This window comes from Pseudomonas siliginis (genome assembly GCF_019145195.1).
Classification (GTDB): Bacteria; Pseudomonadota; Gammaproteobacteria; order Pseudomonadales; family Pseudomonadaceae; genus Aquipseudomonas; species Aquipseudomonas siliginis.
Genome location: NZ_JAHSTW010000009.1, coordinates 37,479 through 58,906, shown reverse-complemented (window position 1 = coordinate 58,906; position 21,428 = coordinate 37,479). Strand labels below are relative to the sequence as shown.

General features: G+C 60.5%; 18 protein-coding genes. All 18 read right to left on the bottom strand.

All coding sequences use genetic code 11. The features are described 5' to 3' along the window. Positions 1-501: an NADH-quinone oxidoreductase subunit J gene (nuoJ, locus tag KVG87_RS18300; RefSeq protein ID WP_007951462.1), complete on the bottom strand. Its 501-nt coding sequence runs from the start codon at positions 499-501 to the stop codon at positions 1-3. A 9-nt stretch (positions 502-510) separates the two neighbouring features. Beyond that, on the bottom strand, positions 511-1,059 hold the full coding sequence (gene nuoI, locus KVG87_RS18295; RefSeq protein ID WP_016775283.1) for an NADH-quinone oxidoreductase subunit NuoI: 549 nt from the start codon (positions 1,057-1,059) through the stop codon (positions 511-513). An 11-nt stretch (positions 1,060-1,070) separates the two neighbouring features. Beyond that, positions 1,071-2,078: an NADH-quinone oxidoreductase subunit NuoH gene (gene nuoH, locus KVG87_RS18290; protein ID WP_016775282.1), complete on the bottom strand. Its 1,008-nt coding sequence runs from the start codon at positions 2,076-2,078 to the stop codon at positions 1,071-1,073. Then, positions 2,075-4,789, bottom strand: a complete 2,715-nt coding sequence (gene nuoG, locus KVG87_RS18285) for an NADH-quinone oxidoreductase subunit NuoG (protein WP_217851918.1) — start codon at positions 4,787-4,789, stop codon at positions 2,075-2,077. The genes nuoH and nuoG overlap by 4 nt, the downstream gene beginning before the upstream one ends. Before the next feature lie 136 nt (positions 4,790-4,925). Then, entirely contained in the window at positions 4,926-6,281 is a 1,356-nt protein-coding gene (gene nuoF / locus KVG87_RS18280) for an NADH-quinone oxidoreductase subunit NuoF (RefSeq protein WP_024013417.1), read from the bottom strand. After that, the gene (gene nuoE / locus KVG87_RS18275; protein WP_003223804.1) at positions 6,278-6,775 is read right to left on the bottom strand and encodes an NADH-quinone oxidoreductase subunit NuoE; all 498 of its coding nucleotides are present in this window, start codon (positions 6,773-6,775) and stop codon (positions 6,278-6,280) included. Before nuoE ends, nuoF begins: the two co-directional genes overlap by 4 nt. Before the next feature lie 2 nt (positions 6,776-6,777). Then, positions 6,778-8,562, bottom strand: coding sequence for an NADH-quinone oxidoreductase subunit C/D (gene nuoC / locus KVG87_RS18270; protein ID WP_076563524.1), 1,785 nt, complete (start codon positions 8,560-8,562; stop codon positions 6,778-6,780). Between the two features lie 69 nt (positions 8,563-8,631). Beyond that, positions 8,632-9,306: a NuoB/complex I 20 kDa subunit family protein gene (locus KVG87_RS18265; protein WP_016775278.1), complete on the bottom strand. Its 675-nt coding sequence runs from the start codon at positions 9,304-9,306 to the stop codon at positions 8,632-8,634. A gap of 10 nt (positions 9,307-9,316) precedes the next feature. Continuing rightward, positions 9,317-9,730: an NADH-quinone oxidoreductase subunit A gene (locus KVG87_RS18260; RefSeq protein ID WP_003223812.1), complete on the bottom strand. Its 414-nt coding sequence runs from the start codon at positions 9,728-9,730 to the stop codon at positions 9,317-9,319. A 646-nt stretch (positions 9,731-10,376) separates the two neighbouring features. After that, a complete protein-coding gene (gene aceA, locus KVG87_RS18255) occupies positions 10,377-11,702 on the bottom strand; it encodes an isocitrate lyase (RefSeq protein ID WP_016775277.1) in 1,326 nt (441 codons plus the stop codon). A gap of 475 nt (positions 11,703-12,177) precedes the next feature. After that, positions 12,178-12,939 carry a secretin N-terminal domain-containing protein gene (locus KVG87_RS18250; RefSeq protein WP_024013416.1) on the bottom strand — a complete coding sequence of 254 codons (762 nt, stop codon included), beginning with the start codon at positions 12,937-12,939 and terminating at the stop codon, positions 12,178-12,180. A gap of 288 nt (positions 12,940-13,227) precedes the next feature. Then, positions 13,228-13,653, bottom strand: coding sequence for a GNAT family N-acetyltransferase (locus KVG87_RS18245; protein WP_016775275.1), 426 nt, complete (start codon positions 13,651-13,653; stop codon positions 13,228-13,230). Beyond that, on the bottom strand, positions 13,646-14,815 hold the full coding sequence (locus tag KVG87_RS18240) for a ribosomal protein uL16 3-hydroxylase (protein WP_217851916.1): 1,170 nt from the start codon (positions 14,813-14,815) through the stop codon (positions 13,646-13,648). The genes KVG87_RS18245 and KVG87_RS18240 overlap by 8 nt, the downstream gene beginning before the upstream one ends. A gap of 86 nt (positions 14,816-14,901) precedes the next feature. Next, positions 14,902-16,272: an adenylosuccinate lyase gene (purB, locus tag KVG87_RS18235; RefSeq protein ID WP_003223822.1), complete on the bottom strand. Its 1,371-nt coding sequence runs from the start codon at positions 16,270-16,272 to the stop codon at positions 14,902-14,904. 126 nt (positions 16,273-16,398) lie between these two features. Further along, on the bottom strand, positions 16,399-17,022 hold the full coding sequence (gene hflD, locus KVG87_RS18230) for a high frequency lysogenization protein HflD (protein ID WP_039763308.1): 624 nt from the start codon (positions 17,020-17,022) through the stop codon (positions 16,399-16,401). Next, a complete protein-coding gene (gene mnmA, locus KVG87_RS18225) occupies positions 17,019-18,143 on the bottom strand; it encodes a tRNA 2-thiouridine(34) synthase MnmA (protein ID WP_076563523.1) in 1,125 nt (374 codons plus the stop codon). The genes hflD and mnmA overlap by 4 nt, the downstream gene beginning before the upstream one ends. Before the next feature lie 59 nt (positions 18,144-18,202). Further along, positions 18,203-18,649, bottom strand: coding sequence for an NUDIX hydrolase (locus tag KVG87_RS18220; RefSeq protein ID WP_041477075.1), 447 nt, complete (start codon positions 18,647-18,649; stop codon positions 18,203-18,205). A 203-nt stretch (positions 18,650-18,852) separates the two neighbouring features. After that, entirely contained in the window at positions 18,853-21,078 is a 2,226-nt protein-coding gene (locus tag KVG87_RS18215; RefSeq protein WP_217851913.1) for an NADP-dependent isocitrate dehydrogenase, read from the bottom strand. Positions 21,079-21,428 lie beyond the last annotated feature (350 nt).

The window sequence follows — 21,428 nt, the reverse complement described above, 5'->3', positions numbered from 1 at the left end:
TTACTCCTTCGCCTCGTTACGGCCCAAATGGAACGCCGTGACGGCTGCGGCGAGCAGCAGCATCGAGGCGAGTTCGACCACCAGCAGGTACGGGCCGAACAGGCTGATGCCCACGGCTTTCGCGTCTACGGTGGTGTGGCCGATGGCCTGGCCGCTCTGGTGAGCGAACAGCACATACAGCAGTTCGGCCAGCAGCAGCGCGGCAAGAATCACCGGTCCTGCCCAGATGCCGGGCTTGAGCCAGGTGCGTTCCTGCTGCACCGAGGCGGGACCCAGGTTGAGCATCATCACCACGAACACGAACAGCACCATGATGGCGCCGGCGTAGGCGATCACTTCCAGCACACCGGCGAACGGCGCGCCGAGGGCGAAGAAAGTCATGGCCACGGCGATCAACGAGATGATCAGGTAGAGCAGGGCGTGCACAGGGTTGGTGTTGGTGACCACACGCAGCGTGGACACCACAGCAATACCCGATGCGAAATAGAAAGCGAATTCCATCGTTCTTCCTTAAGGCAGCAAGCTCTTCACGTTGATCGGTTCGGCTTCGTTCTGCGCAGCGCCTTTTGGCTTGCCAGCGATTGCCATACCTGCAACACGATAGAAGTTGTAATCAGGGTTTTTGCCGGGGCCGGAGATCAGCAGATCTTCTTTCTCGTACACCAGGTCCTGACGTTTGAACTCGGCCATCTCGAAATCCGGGGTCAGCTGGATCGCGGTGGTCGGGCAGGCTTCCTCGCAGAGACCGCAGAAAATGCAGCGCGAGAAGTTGATCCGGAAGAAGTCCGGGTACCAGCGACCGTCTTCGGTTTCAGCTTTCTGCAGCGAGATGCAACCCACCGGGCAGGCCACGGCACACAGGTTGCAGGCTACGCAGCGTTCTTCGCCATCGGGGTCGCGGGTCAGGACGATGCGGCCACGGTAGCGCGGCGGCAGATAGACCTGCTCTTCGGGGTATTGCAGGGTGTCGCGCTTGCGAAAGCCGTGGCCGAAGACCATGACCAGGCTGCGCAACTGGGTACCGGTACCCTTAACGATGTCGCCAATATATTTGAACATGGGTCAAATCCTCACTGAACCGCAACCGCAGGCGTGTTCATCAACACAACCGCAGCGGTCACCAGCAAATTGATCAGGGTCAGTGGCAGGCAGAATTTCCAGCTGAAATCCATCACCTGGTCATAACGCGGACGCGGGATGGAAGCGCGCAGCAGGATGAACAGCATGATGAAGAACGCGGTCTTCAGTGCGAACCAGACGAAGGACAGTTGCGGCAGGATGCCGAACGGACCGTGCCAGCCACCGAAGAACAGGGTGACCAGCAGCGCCGAGATCAGGATGATGCCGATGTATTCACCGACGAAGAACATGCCCCATTTCATACCGGCGTATTCAATGTGGTAACCGTCGGCCAGTTCCTGTTCCGCTTCCGGCTGGTCGAACGGGTGACGGTGAGTCACGGCGACGCCGGCGATGAAGAAGGTACAGAAGCCGAAGAACTGCGGAATGATGAACCACAGGTTCTGCGCCTGGTACTCGACGATGTCGCGCATGTTGAACGAGCCGACCTGCACCACGATGCCCATCAGGGCCAAGCCCATGAACACTTCGTAGGACACGGTCTGCGCCGAGGCACGCAAGCTGCCGAGCAGGGCGAACTTGTTGTTGCTCGACCAGCCGGCGAACAGCACCGCGTACACCGACAGACCGGCCATGGCGAAGAAGAACAGCAGGCCGATGTTCAGATCCGCCACGCCCCAGGTCGGGGTGATCGGGATGATCGCAAAGGCGATCAGCAGGGCGGACATGGCCACCACCGGCGCCAGGGTGAAAATCACCTTGTCGGCGAACGGCGGGGTCCAGTCTTCCTTGAAGAACATCTTCAGCATGTCGGCGGCGATCTGGAACATGCCGAACGGGCCAACGCGGTTCGGACCGTAACGGTCCTGCCACCAGCCCAGCAGACGACGTTCGACAAAGCTGAGCAAGGCGCCTGCGACCACCACGGCCAGCAGGATCACGATGGCTTTGATGACCGTCAGGATCACATCGATCACTTCAGGGGTGAACCAGGTCATTGCGCTGCCTCCTGCAGACCGTCGACGGACACGCCGGCGAATGCCGGTGGAATGCCGGCGATGCCCGCAGGCAGTGCCACCAGACCGGCGCCCAGTTCTTCATTGATGCGCAGCGGCAGACGCAATGTCTGACCGGCCACGTTCAGGCTCAGCAGGGCACCGTCGTTGACGCCGAGGCGATCCGCTTCGGATTTCGCCAGAGCCACGTACGGAGCCGGAATGCGTTCCTGTACCGGTGCGGCTTTCGAAGAGTTTTCTTCGCTGCCGAACAGGTGGAAGAACGGCACGGCTTGCCAGGTACCCGGCGCCGGGTTGAACGCACGCGGCGCAGCAGCGAACCAGTTCAGCGAATCACCGGTGCTTTCGATCAGGCGTGTGCCCGGGTCGCCAGCGCGCAGATGACCACCGACTTCGTCCTGGAACTTGTTCCACGCTTGTGGCGAGTTCCAGCCCGGCGACCATGCGAATGGCACCTGCTGACGCGGTTCGGCGGAGCCCGAGTAACCTTCCATGGAGAAGGCGAACGCGGTGTCCTGGTCTTGCGGGGTGCGTGGTTCGTGAACGCTGATGTCGGCGCGCATTGCGGTGCGACCGGAGTAACGCAGCGGCTCACGGGCCAGTTTCAGACCCTTGATGCGGAACGCGGCCGATGGGGCTGCGTCGACGATACGCGCCAGTTGCGCGGTGCTCGAGGCAACGGCAGCGGTGACGTGGTCAAGTTGCGTCCAGTCGATCGGCTGGTTCAGCAGGGTCGAGCGCAGGGCGTGCAGCCAGCGCCAGCCTTCGTGCACCAGAATGCTCGCGTCCATGTATTGCGGATCGAAAACCTGGAAGAAGCGCTGAGCGCGGCCTTCCTGGCTGACCAGCGTACCGTCGCCCTCGGCGAAGCTCGCCGCTGGCAGAACCAGGTGCGCGCGATCAGTGGTGGCGGTTTTCTGATGGTCAGCGACGATCACTACTTTGGCGGCGTTCAGCGCAGCATCGACCTTGGCGTTGGCAGTGCGGGTGTACAGATCGTTTTCCAGCACGACGATAGCGTCGGCCTTGCCATCGATGACCGCTTGCAGCGCGGCGTCGACCGATTCGCCACCGAGCATGGCCAGACCGAGGCTGTTGGCTTCCGGCACGATCAGGCTGATCGAACCGTTCTTCTCGCGCAGCTTCAGGGCCTTGGCGATGTTCGCGGCAGCTTCGATCAGGGCTTTGGAGCCCAGCGAAGTACCGGCGATAATCAGCGGACGCTTGGCGGCGAGCAGGGCATCGGCGATGCGCTGCGCCAGTTCCAGGGCTTCGGTGTCCAGACCTTCAACGGCCGGGGCACTGGCGTCCAGCGCGTGAGCCACGGCGAAACCGATGCGCGCCAGATCGTCGGGAGCTGCGTGTACGCACTCTTCGGCGACGTCGTCGAGCTTGGTTTCGGCGAGGCTGGCGATGAACAGCGGGTTCAGCGCGTGCTGGCCGATGTTCTTCACCGCCGCGTCGAGCCAAGGCTGTACGCGCATGGCTTCGGCCATGTCTTCAGCCTTGCCCTTGACCGACTGACGCAGAGCCAGCGCCATACGCGCGGCGGTCTGGGTCAGGTCTTCGCCGAGGACGAAGATCGCGTCGTGGTCTTCGATGTCGCGCATGTTCGGCACTGGCAGCGGGCTGTCGTTCAGCACTTGCAGGACCAGACGAATGCGCTCCAGCTCGGAGGCTTCGATACCCGAATAGAAGTGCTCGGCACCGACCAGTTCGCGCAACGCGTAGTTGCTCTCGAGGCTGGCGCGAGGCGAACCGATACCGACGATGTTGCGTCCGCGCAGCAGGTCGGCGGCTTTGTCCAGCGCAGCGTCGAGGCTGAGCTTGGTGCCATCGGCCAGCATCGGCTGACGTGGACGGTCGGTGCGGTTCACGTAGCCATAACCGAAACGGCCACGGTCGCAGAGGAAGTACTGGTTAACCGAACCGTTGAAACGGTTTTCGATGCGACGCAGTTCACCGTAACGCTCGCCCGGGGAAATGTTGCAACCGCTCGAGCAGCCATGGCAGATGCTCGGGGCGAACTGCATGTCCCACTTGCGGTTGTAGCGCTCGGAGTGGGTCTTGTCGGTGAACACACCGGTCGGGCAGACCTCGGTGAGGTTGCCGGAGAACTCGCTTTCGAGGGTGCCGTCCTCAACGCGACCGAAGTACACGTTGTCGTGGGCGCCGAATACACCGAGGTCAGTGCCGCCGGCGTAGTCCTTATAGAAACGCACGCAGCGGTAGCAGGCGATGCAGCGGTTCATTTCGTGGGAAATGAACGGGCCCAGTTGCTGGTTCTGGTGGGTGCGTTTGCTGAAGCGATAACGGCGCTCGTTGTGGCCGGTCATCACTGTCATGTCTTGCAGGTGGCAGTGACCGCCTTCCTCGCACACCGGGCAGTCGTGCGGGTGGTTGGTCATCAGCCATTCGACAACGCTGGCGCGGAACGCCTTGGATTCTTCATCGTCGATGGAGATCCAGGTGTTGTCGGTGGCCGGGGTCATGCAGGACATGACGATACGACCACGGGTGTCGTTCTCGTCGGTGTACTGCTTGACCGCGCACTGGCGGCAGGCCCCGACGCTACCGAGCGCGGGGTGCCAGCAGAAATATGGAATGTCGAGGCCCAGCGACAGACATGCCTGTAACAGGTTGTCTGCCCCGTCGACTTCGAGCGCTTTGCCGTCTACGTGGATAGTGGCCATGGTTCAAAGGTCTTCGTTGGCCCGGTGTCAGCGGGCGTGGCTAATGGAATCTTGTTATGCGTCCGAATCCAAACAGCCCCGAAGGGCGTCATCGGACGAAAGGCGAAGGGCACGGACCCTTCGCCTTTTTAAGCGTTTACGCGCCGACTACGATCGGCCTTGCCAGAGGCGGGACGGCGGCGCTGACAGGCGCGATACCGGCTTCGAACTCTGGACGGAAGTATTTGATCGCGCTGCCCAGCGGCTCCACGGCACCCGGTGCGTGAGCACAGAAGGTCTTGCCCGGGCCGAGGAAACCGACCAGACCCAGCAGGGTTTCGATGTCGCCCGGCTGGCCCTTACCCTGTTCGATGGCCATCAGCAGCTTGACGCTCCATGGCAGACCATCGCGGCACGGGGTGCAGAAACCGCAGGATTCGCGAGCGAAGAACTGCTCCATGTTGCGCAGCAGCGAGACCATGTTGACGCTGTCATCCACCGCCATCGCCAGACCGGTACCCATCCGGGTCCCGACCTTGGCGATACCGCCGGCATACATTTGTGCGTCGAGGTGCTCCGGCAGGAGGAAACCGGTACCGGCGCCCCCTGGCTGCCAGGCCTTAAGCTTGAAGCCGTCGCGCATGCCGCCGGCGTAGTCTTCGAACAGTTCACGACCGGTGACGCCGAATGGCAGTTCCCACAGGCCCGGGTTCTTGACCTTGCCGGAGAAGCCCATGAGCTTGGTGCCCATGTCTTCGGAGCCTTCGCGGGCCAACGATTTGTACCAGTCAACGCCGTCGGCAATGATCGCCGGCACGTTGCACAGGGTTTCGACGTTGTTCACGCAGGTCGGCTTGCCCCACACGCCGACGGCGGCAGGGAAGGGCGGCTTGGAGCGCGGGTTGGCGCGGCGGCCTTCAAGGGAGTTGATCAGTGCGGTTTCTTCACCGCAGATGTAACGCCCGGCGCCGGTGTGGACGAACAGCTCGAAATCGAAACCCGAACCGAGAATGTTCTTGCCCAGCAGGCCGGCCGCCTTGGCTTCTTCCACGGCACGGTTGAGGTGCTTGGCGGCGGTGGTGTATTCGCCGCGCAGGAAGATGTAGCCACGGTAGGTTTTCAGCGCGCGGGCACTGATCAGCATGCCTTCGATCAGCAGATGGGGCAGTTGCTCCATCAGCATGCGGTCTTTCCAGGTGTTCGGCTCCATTTCATCCGCGTTGCACAGCAGGTAGCGGATGTTGATGGATTCGTCCTTGGGCATCAGGCCCCACTTCACGCCAGTGGGGAAGCCGGCGCCGCCGCGACCCTTGAGGCCAGCGTCTTTGACGGTCTGGACGATCGCGTCCTGATCCATCTCGGCGAAGGCTTTGCGTGCAGCGGCGTAACCGTTCTTGGCCTGATATTCGTCGAGCCACACGGCTTCGCCGTCATCACGCAGACGCCAGGTCAGCGGGTGTGTCTCGGCCGAACGCTGGATGCGGTTGGCTGGACCAAAAGATGTCAGGGTCATACGTAGCCCTCGAGCAGTTTGGCCACGCCAGCAGGCTGCACGTCGCCAAAGGTGTCGTCGTCGATCATCAGCGCCGGTGCCTTGTCGCAGTTGCCGAGGCAGCAGACAGGCAGCAGGGTGAAACGACCGTCGGCGGTGGTCTGACCCAGGCCGATGCCCAGATTGTTCTGGATTTCGCTGACCACCGACTCGTGGCCGCCGATGTAGCAGACCATGCTGTCGCAGACGCGAATGATGTGGCGGCCGACCGGCTGACGGAAGATCTGGCTATAGAACGTCGCCACGCCTTCAACGTCGCTGGCCGGGATGCCGAGGATCTCGCCGATCGCGTACAGGGCGCCATCCGGCACCCAGCCGCGTTCCTTCTGAACGATCTTCAGGGCTTCGATCGACGCCGCGCGCGGGTCTTCGTAGTGATGCAGCTCGTGCTCGATGGCCGAGCGCTCGGTTTCACTCAAGGTGAAACGGTCTGTCTGGATAAGCGTGCTGTTCATGCTTAGCGGTCCACGTCGGCCATAACGAAGTCGATACTACCCAGGTACGCAATCAAGTCCGCGACCATGCTGCCTTTGATCACCGAAGGGATCTGCTGCAGGTGCGGGAAGCTCGGAGTACGGATCCGGGTACGGTAGCTCATGGTGCCGCCGTCGCTCGTCAGGTAATAACTGTTGATGCCCTTGGTCGCTTCGATCATCTGGAAGGATTCGTTGGCCGGCATGACCGGGCCCCACGAAACCTGCAGGAAGTGCGTGATCAGGGTTTCGATGTGCTGCAGCGTGCGCTCTTTCGGCGGCGGCGTGGTCAGCGGGTGATCCGCCTTGTACGGGCCTTCCGGCATGTTGCGCATGCATTGATCGATGATCTTGATGCTCTGGCGCATCTCTTCGACGCGGACCATGCAGCGGTCGTAGGCATCGCCGTTGACGGCCAGCGGCACTTCGAATTCGAAGTTCTCGTAGCCCGAGTACGGACGCGCTTTGCGCAGGTCGAAATCGCAACCGGTCGACCGCAGGCCGGCACCGGTGACGCCCCATTCCAGGGCCTCTTTGGTGTTGTAGGCAGCGACGCCGACGGTACGACCCTTGAGGATGCTGTTCTGCAGGGCGGCCTTGGTGTATTCGTCGAGACGCTTGGGCATCCACTCGACGAAATCCTTGACCAGTTTTTCCCACCCGCGCGGCAGGTCGTGGGCGACGCCACCGATGCGGTACCAGGCCGGGTGCAGACGGAAACCGGTAATGGCTTCGATCACCGTGTACGCCTTCTGGCGGTCGGTGAAAGTGAAGAACACCGGGGTCATGGCGCCGACGTCCTGGATATAGGTACCGAGGAACAGCAGGTGACTGGTGATCCGGAAGAACTCGGCCATCATGATGCGGATGACGTCGACCTTCTGCGGCACCTTGATGCCGGCGAGCTTCTCGACCGAGAGCACGTACGGCAGGTTGTTCATCACGCCGCCGAGGTAGTCGATGCGGTCGGTGTACGGAATGTAGCTGTGCCAGGACTGACGCTCGCCCATCTTCTCGGCGCCACGGTGGTGGTAACCGATGTCCGGGACGCAGTCGACGATCTCTTCACCGTCCAGCTGCAGGATGATGCGGAACGCACCGTGCGCCGAAGGGTGGTTCGGGCCGAGGTTGAGGAACATGTAGTCCTCGTTGGCTCCGGAACGCTTCATGCCCCAGTCTTCCGGACGGAAACGCGCGGCTTCCTCTTCCAGCTGCTGCTTGGCGAGGTTGAGGCTGAACGGATCGAATTCGGTGGCGCGCGCCGGGAAGTCCTTGCGCAGCGGGTGACCTTCCCAGGTCGGCGGCATCATGATGCGCGACAGGTGCGGGTGGCCTTTGAAGTCGATGCCGAACATGTCCCAGACTTCGCGCTCGTACCAGTTGGCGTTGGGCCAGATGCTGGTGACGGAAGGCATGCTGAGGTCGCCTTCGGACAAGGCCACCTTGATCATCACGTCACTATTACGCTCCAGCGACATGAGGTGATAGAACACGGTGAAATCGGCGCCGGTTGGCAGCCCTTGACGCTTGGTGCGCAGACGCTCGTCCACGCCGTGCAGGTCATAGAGCATGACGTACGGCTTGGGCAGGTTGCGCAGGAAAGTCAGGACTTCAACCAGTTTGGCACGGGCCACCCAGAGCACCGGCATGCCGGTGCGGGTTGCCTGCGCGGTGAACGCTTCGGCGCCAAAACGGTTGTTCAGTTCGACGACCACATCCTGGTCGTCTGCCTTGTAAGGCGGGATGTACAGAGCGCTGCCTGTAGTCATGGTTATTTTTTCGCTTTCGGTCAACGTAAAGAATGAAGCCAGCTTCTCGTTACTTGGAACAGAACTGGATCAGACTTCGTCAGGGCTGCGCAGATTGGTGACTGCGATTCGCTGTTCGCGGCGCTGTTCCTTCTGCGATGGCATGTCGGCGCGATACACGCCTTGATCACCAACGACCCAGGAAAGCGGACGACGCTCCTGTCCAATCGATTCCTGCAACAGCATCAAGCCTTGCAGAAATGCTTCCGGACGGGGCGGGCAGCCAGGTACGTAGACGTCCACGGGCAAGAACTTGTCCACCCCTTGAACCACGGAGTAGATGTCGTACATGCCGCCGGAGTTGGCGCACGAACCCATGGAGATAACCCATTTCGGTTCGAGCATTTGCTCGTAGAGACGCTGAATGATCGGCGCCATCTTGATGAAGCAGGTACCGGCGATAACCATGAAGTCGGCCTGACGCGGCGAGGCCCGGATGACTTCGGCGCCAAAGCGCGCGATGTCGTGGGGCGCCGTGAAGGCGGTGGTCATTTCCACGTAGCAGCACGACAGGCCGAAGTTGTACGGCCACAGGGAGTTCTTACGTCCCCAGTTGACCGCGCCGCTCAGCACGTCTTCCAGCTTGCCCATGAAAATGTTTTTGTGGACTTGATCTTCTAACGGATCGGCAACGGTTTCCCGCTGGCCAATCGGATACTGCTCGTTAGGAGCATCGGGGTCGATCCTGGTGAGATTGTATTGCATTGCCAAAGCCTCATTGTTTCAGCTTCGCCTGCCGCTTGCGACGAGCTTCCGGAGCCCAGTCAAGGGCGCCCACTCGGAACAGGTAGACAAGACCTGCCAACAGAATTGCTATGAAAACGAGAGCTTCGACGAATCCGGTCCAGCCGCTTTCGCGGACGGACACAGACCATGCAAAGAGAAAGAGGGCTTCGATATCGAAGATCACGAAGAGCATCGCGACCAGATAGAATTTGGCTGAGAGCCGCAAGCGGGCGCCACCGGTAGGTAGCATGCCCGACTCGAACGGTTCGTTTTTGCTGCGACCCCAGGCTTTTGACCCGAGGAGGCTGGAGACGCCAAGCATGAAGGCACACAGGCCGACGACACCCAGAAGGAAAATGGCAAAGCCCCAGTTGTGGGCCATGAGTCCTGTCGCTTCGGGCATGCTGGTAATCCTTAACAGAGAGCAAAGGTCTCTGAGCTTGATAAAGAAATAAGGCAGTGACGATATGTCGCAGCAATCAATCGGGCTGATTTTATGGCTAAACACCCGGCAAGTAAAATTCCAAAGGCGAAATTATTTACCGGATTAAGGACATAGCGCTTGTCCATAGCCCTGCGGCCCATGCGGTGCGGGCATTAGCCGGGTTTCCGTCAATTATGTTTTGTAGGCTTTGTAACGAACATAGTTGCTGCTAAATGATAATTGATATCGTTTGGAGTGGTTTTGTAACTGTTTAACGAGTGAGTGGCTGGGAAGTTGTCTTACTTGCGCGTTACTGCAAGTTGCGAAGCCTACCGTTTTAACGGAAATTTCTGACGCTTGTAGCGCTTCAGATCAATGTTTCGTCTCGCGGCTGACGGTAGCCCTGTGGGAGCGAGCCTGCTCGCGAAAGCGGTGGATCAGCCTCCAGATGTGCAAGCTGACTTGTCGCCTTCGCGAGCAGGCTCGCTCCCACCGGGGATTTATGGGGGCTTTGAGATTCCAGCAGGCAAAAAAACGCCCCGATCCAGTCGGGGCGTCAGTCTTGCGGCTTTGCGGTTAGCTTTTTATTCGATCCGCAAAGGCCGTTTGCTCAGGTGAAGCCGAATCAGTGGAACTGTTCTTCTTCGGTCGAGCCGGTCAGCGCGGTCACCGAGGACGAGCCGCCCTGGATCACGGTGGTCATGTCGTCGAAGTAGCCAGTGCCCACTTCCTGCTGGTGCGCAACGAAGGTGTAACCCTTGGCGGCGTCAGCGAATTCCTGCTCTTGCAGCTTCACGTAGGCAGTCATGTCGTTGCGGGCGTAGTCGTGCGCCAGGTTGAACATGCTGTGCCACATGTTGTGAATGCCGGCCAGGGTGATGAACTGGTGCTTGTAGCCCATGGCGGACAGTTCGCGCTGGAACTTGGCGATGGTCGCGTCGTCCAGGTTCTTCTTCCAGTTGAAGGAAGGCGAGCAGTTGTACGACAGCAGCTGGTCCGGGTATTCCTTCTTGATCGCTTCAGCGAAGCGACGGGCTTCTTCCAGATCCGGCTTTGCGGTTTCGCACCAGATCAGGTCGGCGTACGGAGCGTAAGCCAGGCCACGGGCGATCGCTTGATCCAGGCCGGCACGTACCTTGTAGAAACCTTCCTGAGTGCGCTCGCCGGTCACGAATGGCTGATCGTACGGGTCGCAGTCGGAAGTCAGCAGGTCAGCCGCGTTGGCGTCGGTGCGGGCCAGGATGATGGTCGGCGTGCCGGCAACGTCAGCTGCCAGGCGGGCAGCGGTCAGCTTCTGTACGGCTTCCTGGGTTGGCACCAGAACCTTGCCGCCCATGTGGCCGCACTTCTTCACCGAAGCCAGTTGGTCTTCGAAGTGAACGCCAGCGGCGCCGGCTTCGATCATGCTTTTCATCAGCTCGTAGGCGTTGAGTACACCGCCGAAACCGGCTTCAGCGTCGGCCACGATTGGTGCGAAGTAGTCGATGTAGCCGTCATCGCCCGGGTTCTTGCCGGCTTTCCACTGAATCTGGTCGGCACGACGGAACGAGTTGTTGATGCGCTTGACCACGGTTGGGACGGAGTCCACCGGGTACAGCGACTGGTCCGGGTACATCGATTCTGCGGAGTTGTTGTCCGCAGCAACCTGCCAGCCGGACAGGTAGATCGCCTGGATACCGGCTTTAACCTGCTGAACAGCCTGGCCGCCAGTCAGGGCGCCCATGCAGTTGACGAAATCTTTCTCTGGACGGAAGGACGGCTTGGCACCCTGGGTGACCAGGTTCCACAGCTTCTCGGCGCCCATCTTCGCGAAGGTGTGCTCTGGCTGAACCGAGCCACGCAGGCGGACCACGTCGGCAGCGGAGTAAGTGCGAGTCACGCCTTTCCAGCGCGGGTTCTCGGCCCAGTCTTTTTCAAGGGCTGCAATTTGCTGTTCGCGTGTCAGTGCCATGGAGATAAACCTCGTCGCGTCTTTTATGAAAAGTTGTTCTGCGGTGGAAAATTCCTGCGCTCGCTGACCAGAAGCTTAGGTGGTCAAGTCGGATTCGGCGGGGTAGGCGACGGGATGAACGATGGGCTCGAGGGGAAGTGAGCAGGTAGTGGCGGACTGCGGGGCGCATGCGGGCGTCGTGGGCCTTTATACGGACAACAGCGTGAAGCCGGGTTACCTAAATACGCTTCCGTCCCTCGGGACAACTTCGTTCCAGTCGGCAACCTCGTCAAACACACCTTGTGGGCGGTACAGACACGAAACGGCTCGCGGGGTAGGTGCGAGCGGCGCTTCGAAGGCCCTTGCCAGGGCCTCTGATTAGCGGGAGCGAGGCCATCATGCCTTCGCTTTTTGGCCTCGTCAAACGTTTTGTAGTGCTTTTTTCAAGGCACTACATCTTTCGTCTAATACGACTAATCAGTCAGTTTTCGGTGCTTTAGTCCAGTGTGTCGACTTTCACCCGCAAGGTCATGTCATCGCGGCCTTGAGTCGAGTAGCTGCGGGTCAGGCCCTGTTTATCGGCCTGAGTCTGGCTGTTGACGCCCGCCAGAGTGATCCACTCACCGAGGCGCCCGGTGACGGTTGTGTCGGTGCTTTGCACGTTCACTACATCGGGACGTTCCTGGCTCATGCGGTCACGGTTGGTACTGATCGCCAGATGAACGGTCTCGCCGGTGACGCTGGCGGTGACGTAGAAACCCTGGGTGACGTTGCGGTATTGGGTCTCGCTGCTGTAACCGCCGTAGGAATCGCTCTGGGTGTTGGTGATCGGCACGCTCTGGCCAACCTGAATCAGCGCCGGAGTGCCTTCACTGGTTTGCACTTGCTGAACGCCGCCGTTGCGGCTGGTGGTGCTGCGGCTGATGATCCGGGTCTGGTTCGGCTGGGCGCCGTTGACCGAATAACCTTCGTCGCCACGGCCATTGTTTTCGTTGGTGTCGACGGTGATCAGCAAGCGCTTCGGTGCGGTATCGAGTTGCGCCAGCAGATCTTTCAGTTCCTGTATCTTGCCCGGCTCGGCTTTGACGATCAGCTGATTGCCGTAAGCGCTGACCTGACCGTCCTGGCCGATGAAATCCTGCGCCACTGGCAACATGTCAGCGCTGGTGTGGTATTTGAGGGGGACGATTTCTGTAGCTGCCAGCACCGAAAAACTGCAGCCGAGCAGCAGGGTGGTGAGCAGGGTGCGTAGGGACATGTCCGTTATCTCCGCGTTCGAAAGGCTTGATATTGCCAGTTTGTCGGCCCGGGGTGGGGCAAGTTGAATCGTAGACAGCAAAACGCCCCGGCATTGGTGGATGGCGGGGCGTTTAGTGGTGTTCTTGCGGCCTTTTGTGGTGAGGGGATTTATCCCCGCTCGGCTGCGCAGCAGTCGCCGACCCAGCGCGCTCGATTTAACTGACTCACCGAGTTTTCTGGATTTGGGGTTGCTTCGCAGCCCAGCGGGGATAAATCCCCTCGCCACAGGGATCTAGAGGTTTCGGCATCAGGCCGAATGCCGAACCATGTCGACATGCGGAATCCCGGCCTCAAGAAACTCTTCGCTGACCAGGCTGAAACCCAGGCGCTCGTAGAACGCCGTGGCTTGCACCTGAGCGCTGAGCTTCTGTTGCTTCAGCCCGCGCGCTTCGGCTTCGGCGATGACCGCTTGCATCAGCGCGTCGCCGACCTTCATTCCGCGCCAGTCTTTGAGCACCGAAACCCGGCCGATATGGCCGTCGGGCAACAGCCGCGCAGTGCCGATTGGGAAGTCGCCTTCGAACGCCAGAAAATGCACGGCGGTCGCGTCATCGGCGTCCCACTCAAGCTCGGGTGGCACCGATTGTTCGGCGATGAACACCGTTTCACGAATGCGCCGGATCTCGGCGATATCCTTCTGCCAGTCTGCGACACGAACGCGAATTTTATTCATCGGCGAACCCCAGGCTTCCTTGCTTGACCAGTTCGCAGAGCAGGCTGCGGCCGTCTTCATCGCTCAGCCATTGGCCCAGGTTGTCGGCGTGCAGGGCGTCAGCGGCGCAGATCAGCTTCAGCAGTTCGCGCAGCTTGCCCGGCAGGTAGCGGCTCTGGCCGCTGGCGAACAGCAGCAGATCGTCGTCGACTTCCGACCAGGCCAGGCGCGCGCTCGGGTTGCGGATCAGCACGGCGCCGTCCTGCAGGGCGGCGAGGAAGTCTTCTTCTTCGACGTCTTCCGGGCCGACCACCAGTTCCGGGTAGCGCGGCTCGGTCATGTACTGGCCGAACCAGGTCAGCAGCAGACGCTCGTCGCTCATGTGCTCGGCGAGCAGGCTTTTCAGGCGATCCAGCGCATCGTGTTGAATCTGGTGCGGATCGACCGCCGGCTTGGCGTCGGCATCGGTGTAGCGCTCTTCGTCGGTCAGGAACTGGCTGAGGAAGTCGGTGAAGTGGGTCAGCACTTCAGCGGCGCTCGGCGCGCGGAAGCCGACCGAGTAGGTCATGCAATTGTCGACCGCGACACCGCAATGAGCCAGACGCGGCGGCAGGTAGAGCATGTCGCCCGGCTCCAGCACCCATTCTTCGGTCTCGTGGAATTCAGCGAGGATGCGCAGGTCGGCGTGTTGCAGCAGCGGGCTCTCGGAGTCGCACATCTGGCCGATTTTCCAGTTGCGCTTGCCGTGGCCCTGCAGCAGGAACACATCGTAGTTGTCGAAATGCGGGCCGACGCTGCCACCCGGGGCGGCGAAGCTGATCATCACGTCATCGACGCGCCAGCTCGGCAGGAAGCGGAAGTTTTCCAGCAGTTCACTGACTTCCGGCACGAACTGGTCAACCGCCTGCACCAGCAGTGTCCACTCTTTCTCTGGCAATTTGCTGAACTCGTCTTCGGCGAACGGGCCGCGACGCAGTTCCCATGGACGCTCGCCATGTTCGATCACCAGGCGCGATTCGACTTCTTCTTCCAGGGCCAGGCCGGCCAGTTCGTCGGCGTCGATCGGGCTTTCGAAGTCAGGAATCGCCTGACGGATCAGCAGCGGTTTTTTCTGCCAGTAGTCACGCAGGAATTCGCGTGCTGTGAGGCCGCCCAGAAGTTGAAGAGGAGTATCGGAATTCATATGTAACCTATTGAAAAAAAGCACTTTTCAGACGGGAATAAAAACGCCCGGCGCGGCCGGGCGTCTCAAACGGGGCAAACGGTCGATCAGATGCGTTTGGCTTGTGCCACAGCGTTGCCGATGTAGTTGGCCGGGGTCAGTTGCTTGAGCTCGGCTTTGGCTTCGGCTGGCATGTCCAGGCCATCGATGAAAGTCTGCAACGCTTCAGGGCTGATGCCCTTGCCACGGGTCAGTTCTTTCAGCTTTTCGTACGGGTTTTCGATGTTGTAGCGACGCATCACGGTCTGGATCGGCTCGGCCAATACTTCCCAGCAAGCATCGAGGTCAGCGGCAATCTTCTGCTCGTTGAGCTCGAGTTTGCTGATGCCTTTGAGGCTGGCTTCGTAAGCGATCACGCTGTGGGCGAAGCCGACACCGAGGTTGCGCAGGACGGTGGAGTCGGTCAGGTCGCGCTGCCAGCGGGAAATCGGCAGTTTGCTCGCCAGGTGCTGGAACAATGCATTGGCGATACCCAGGTTGCCTTCGGAGTTTTCGAAGTCGATCGGGTTGACCTTGTGCGGCATGGTCGACGAACCGATTTCGCCAGCGATGGTGCGCTGCTTGAAATAACCCAGGGAGATATAGCCCCAGATATCACGGTCGAAGTCGATCAGGATGGTGTTGAAGCGCGCGATGGCGTCGAACAGTTCGGCGATGTAGTCGTGCGGTTCGATCTGCGTGGTGTACGGGTTGAAACCCAGGCCCAGTTCGTCTTCGATGAAGGCGCGGGCGTTGGCTTCCCAGTCGATCTGCGGGTAGGCCGACAGGTGCGCGTTGTAGTTGCCAACGGCGCCGTTGATCTTGCCCAGCAGCGGTACGGCAGCGACCTGAGCGATCTGGCGCTCGAGACGGTAAACCACGTTCGCCAGCTCTTTACCCAAAGTGGTCGGCGAAGCCGGCTGGCCGTGGGTGCGCGACAGCATCGGCACGTCGGCGAAACGGATCGCCAGTTCGCGGATGGCGTTGGCGGTCTGGCGCATCAGCGGCAGCATAACGTCGTCACGGCCTTCGCGCAGCATCAGGGCGTGGGACAGGTTGTTGATGTCTTCGCTGGTGCAGGCAAAGTGGATGAATTCGCTGACCTTGGCCAGCTCCGGCAGCTTGGCCGCCTGCTCTTTGAGCAGGTATTCGATCGCTTTGACGTCGTGGTTGGTGGTGCGCTCGATCTCTTTGACGCGCTCGGCGTGCTCCAGCGAGAAGTTTTCAGCCAGTTCGTTGAGAACGGCGTTGGCCTCGGCGGAGAAGGCTGGCACTTCGGGGATGCCAGCGTGGGCGGCCAGGCGCTGGAGCCAGCGCACTTCAACCAGAACGCGGGCACGGATCAGGCCGTACTCGCTGAAAATCGGGCGCAGGGCCTGGGTTTTGCCGGCGTAGCGGCCGTCAACAGGGGAAACCGCAGTGAGCGAAGAGAGCTGCATGGGGTGTTCTCGGACAGTCGGGCAACGAAATGGGGCGCGTATCATACATGAAAAAATCCGCCGGTCCGTCGCCAACTGACCGGCGTATTACGCGTTACAGACTACAAAGCCTTCATGACGCGGCGTTTACTCGCTGCGCATCAACGGATAAAGCTCTTTAAGCAACTTGCGGCGGCTGATCACCAACTGCCAGCGATGGCCACCGAGCTGACGCCACAGGCGCGCCGAGCGGATACCGGCGAGGAGCAGGGCGCGGATCTTCGAGGCGTTGCTCGGCTGCTGCAGGTTGCGCATGTCGCCATGCACCTGAATGCGCTGGCGCAGGGTGCTCAACGTGTCCTGGTACAACGCACCGCAAGCGGCGACGACGTTTTCGTGGGCCGGGCCAAAATGCTCCACCTGCGACTGAATCTGCGGCAGGCGCTTGGCAATCGTCTCGAGCATGTCGTCACGCTTGGCCAGCTGTCGCTCCAGGCCGAGCATCGACAGGGCGTAGCGCAGTGGCTCGCGCTGCAAGGTGCTCGGATCGCGCTCCAGTGCGCCAATCAGCGCGCGATAACCCTCGCGCAGATTGATGTCGTCGCCGCCGTATACATCCAGCGTATCTTTTGGATCGCGGACCAGCAGGCTGCCGAGCATGCAACTCAGGCCGGCTTCGTTGGTCTGGCCAGTCTTGGCGATGCGATCGACCAGCACGGCGGCGAGAAACACGCCGCCCAGCGCCGTCAGTTGCTCCTGAGTCGGGCTCATGCCTGGCCGCTCCACGGCTCGGCCACTTCGATCACGCCGCCGCCGAGGCAGATTTCACCGTCATAGAAAACCACCGACTGGCCCGGCGTCACCGCACGTTGCGGTTCGTCGAACACGGCGCGATAGCCGCTGGCGGTTTTTTCCAGGGTGCAGGCCTGATCGCTCTGGCGATAGCGCACTTTCGCCGTCAGGCGCAGCGGCTGGCTCAGATCGATCGGATTGACCCAGTAGATTTCCGAAGCGAGCAGGGCGCTGGAGAACAGCCACGGATGGTTGTTGCCCTGGCCGACGATCAGCTCGTTGTTCTGCAGATCCTTGCGCAGCACGTACCACGGCTCGTCACCGGCATCTTTCAAACCGCCGATACCGAGGCCCTGGCGCTGGCCGATGGTGTGGTACATCAAGCCGTGATGACGGCCGATGACTTCGCCTTCGGTGGTCTTGATTTCGCCCGGTTGTGCCGGCAGGTACTGCTTGAGGAAATCGCTGAAACGGCGCTCGCCGATGAAGCAAATCCCGGTGGAATCCTTCTTCTTGGCGGTGGCCAGTTCGTATTTCTCGGCAATCGCGCGCACTTCAGGCTTTTCCAGTTCGCCGACCGGGAACAGGGTCTTGGCGATCTGTTCGCCACCAACGGCGTGCAGGAAGTAGCTCTGATCCTTGTTCGGATCGAGGCCCTTGAGCAGTTCGGTGCGGCCATCGATGTCGCGGCGGCGCACGTAGTGACCGGTGGCGATCAGGTCGGCACCGAGCATCATCGCGTAGTCGAGAAACGCTTTGAACTTGATCTCGCGGTTGCACAGGATGTCCGGGTTCGGCGTACGCCCGGCCTTGTATTCGGCGAGGAAGTGCTCGAACACGTTGTCCCAGTACTCGGCGGCGAAGTTGGCGGTGTGCAGCTTGATGCCGATCTTGTCGCAGACAGCCTGCGCATCCGCCAGGTCGTCCATGGCGGTGCAGTATTCCGTTCCGTCGTCTTCTTCCCAGTTCTTCATGAACAGGCCTTCCACTTCATAACCCTGCTCGATCAGCAGAAGGGCGGAAACGGAAGAGTCCACGCCGCCGGACATGCCGACAATGACGCGCTTCTTGGATGTGTCAGAAGGGGCTGGATCACGCATAGGGATTCAATGAGTGTCTTGGAAAAGGGCGCGATTCTATCAGGCTCGCGGCCGCAAGGCTAAAGAGAAGGGCGGATCAGTTCGAGGCTGAAGTGATGACCGGCCAGATAATCGTCGATGCAACGGATGATCAGTTCACTGCGCCAGTTGTCGCGCTGGGCGATTAATTCGTCGCGGGTCAGCCACTTGGCGCCGACGATGCCGTCGTCAAGCCGGTAATCCGGATGATGCTGCACGGCTTTGGCGCTGAAGCATATGCGCTGGTAAGTCACGCCGTTGCTCGGTGCGGTGTACAGATAAATGCCGATCACGCCTGTCGGCTCGACGTCCCAGCCGGTTTCTTCGAGGGTTTCGCGAATGGCCGCATCGATCAGGGTTTCATCCGGATCGAGATGGCCGGCGGGCTGGTTGAGCACATTGCGCCCACCTTTGTGCTCTTCGACCATCAGGAAGCGGCCGTTGTCCTCGACGATGGTGGCGACGGTGATGTGGGGGAGCCATTCCATAAAACCTTCCTCAATCTATTGGTTAAACCCCAATCCCTGTGGGAGCTGGCTTGCCAGCGATAGCGGTGGTTCAGTCACCATCCATGCTGGATGATAAACCGCCATCGCTGGCAAGCCAGCTCCCACAAAGTTTTGTGGTGATCACAAAACCCGGAAACACAAACCCCGGCACAAGGCCGGGGTCTGTTTAACGCTTTACAACCTTAAACCAGCGCAGCAATCGCCGCGTTGAAGGTTGCGCTTGGGCGCATGGCCTTGCTGATCAGCTCGGCGTCGGCGTGGTAGTAACCGCCGATGTCGACTGGCTTGCCCTGCACGGCGTTGAGCTCGGCAACGATGGTTGCCTCGTTCTCGGTCAGGGTTTTGGCCAGAGTCGCGAACTGCGCTTGCAGTGCAGCGTCTTCGGTCTGGGCAGCCAGGGCCTGAGCCCAGTACATCGCCAGGTAGAAGTGGCTGCCGCGGTTGTCGATGTTGCCGACCTTGCGCGATGGCGACTTGTTGTTGTCGAGGAACTGGCCGGTGGCCTGGTCCAGGGTTTTCGACAGCACCAGTGCTTTCGGGTTGTTGTAGTTCACACCCAGGTGCTCAAGGGAAGCGGCGAGGGCAAGGAACTCACCCAGCGAATCCCAGCGCAGGAAGTTTTCTTCAACCAGTTGCTGCACGTGCTTCGGAGCCGAACCGCCGGCGCCGGTTTCGAACAGACCACCGCCGTTCATCAGCGGCACGATCGACAGCATCTTGGCGCTGGTGCCCAGTTCCATGATCGGGAACAGATCGGTCAGGTAGTCGCGCAGTACGTTGCCGGTCACCGAAATGGTGTCCTTGCCTTCGCGGGTGCGCTGCAGGGTGTACTTCATCGCGTCGACCGGCGCCATGATCTGGATGTCCAGACCGCTGGTGTCGTGATCCTTCAGGTAGGCCTGAACCTTCTCGATCACTACGCCATCGTGAGCGCGCATCGGGTCGAGCCAGAAGATCGCCGGCGTGCTGCTCGCGCGAGCACGGTTGACGGCCAGTTTGACCCAGTCCTGGATCGGCGCGTCTTTGGTCTGGCACATGCGGAAGATGTCGCCGGCTTCGACAGCCTGTTCCATCAGCAGCTTGCCTTTGCTGTCGGTGACGCGAACAACGCCGACAGCCTTGATCTGGAAGGTCTTGTCGTGCGAGCCGTACTCTTCGGCTTTCTTCGCCATCAGACCGACGTTCGGCACGCTGCCCATGGTGGTCGGATCAAAAGCGCCATTGGCTTTGCAATCTTCGATCACAGCCTGGTAGATGGTCGCGTAGCAACGATCCGGGATCACAGCCTTGGTGTCGTGCAGCTGACCGTCGGTGCCCCACATCTTGCCGGAGTCACGGATCATCGCTGGCATCGAGGCGTCAACGATTACGTCGCTCGGTACGTGCAGGTTGGTGATGCCTTTGTCGGAGTTGACCATCGCCAGCGAAGGACGAACGGCGTAGACCGCTGCGATATCGGCTTCGATCTGCGCTTGCTGCTCGGCCGGCAGGGCCTTGATGCGCGCGTACAGATCGCCGATGCCGTTGTTCAGATTGAAGCCGATCTGGTTCAGCACGTCAGCGTGCTTGGTCAGTGCGTCTTTATAGAACTCGGCAACGATCTGGCCGAACATGATCGGGTCCGAGACCTTCATCATGGTCGCTTTCAGGTGAACCGAGAGCAGCACGCCCTGGGCCTTGGCGCTTTCGATCTCGGCAGCGATGAACGCACGCAAGGCGTTTTTGCTCATCACGGCGCAGTCGAGGATCTCGCCAGCCTGAACGGTGGTTTTTTCTTTCAGAACGGTGGCAGCACCGTCCTTGGCGACCAGTTCGATCTTCACAGCGTCAGCGGCGTCGATCAGGACAGCTTTTTCGCTGCCGTAGAAATCGCCGGTGCTCATGTGCGCGACGTGAGACTTGGAATCCTTGGCCCAGGCGCCCATTTTGTGCGGGTGCTTGCGCGCGTAGTTCTTCACCGACAGTGGAGCGCGGCGGTCGGAGTTGCCTTCACGCAGAACCGGGTTTACGGCGCTGCCCTTGACCTTGTCGTAACGCGCCTTGGCGTCTTTGTCGGCGTCGCTGGTCACGGTTTCCGGGTAGTCCGGCAGGTTGTAGCCCTGCGCCTGCAGCTCTTTGATCGCGGCTTGCAGCTGTGGCACCGAAGCACTGATGTTCGGCAGCTTGATGATGTTGGCTTCAGGCGTAACGGCCAGGTCGCCCAGTTCGGCGAGGTGGTCGGCTACGGCTTTGTCGCCCAGTTGCTCGGGGAAGCTTGCCAGGATGCGCGCTGCAAGAGAGATATCGCGGGTTTCCACGGCGATATCGGCCGAGGCGGTGTAAGCCTCGATGATCGGCAGCAGGGAATAGGTGGCGAGGGCAGGAGCTTCGTCGGTGAAGGTATAGATGATCTTCGAGCGGGTGGGCATATTCGGATTAACTCTCTCTTCTTTGCTAAAGCGTGCGCAGAAACTCGAGGGGCGCCGGGTAAGCGCGTTCGTTCAAAGTCATCCATGAACCGAATGTCGAGATTCTTCGCGGTGATGTTGGGTGCATCAGTAGAGCGTCAAGCAGTCAGGCTGCGGTAACAACCCGACCAATCAGGCGGAAAGTCTCGTGCTAGAGAGGCCAGCCGTCGTGACCCTGTGGTCAGCGGGCGGCATTATACATAGGTAGCTGGCAATCTGCCGATGGTTCATATGCAACGATTCTCGTCCATTGGTCTAAAGGTCGCAGGGCGCGACCGGGCAAAGACTCGTTACGAATGCTGGAGTTTGGC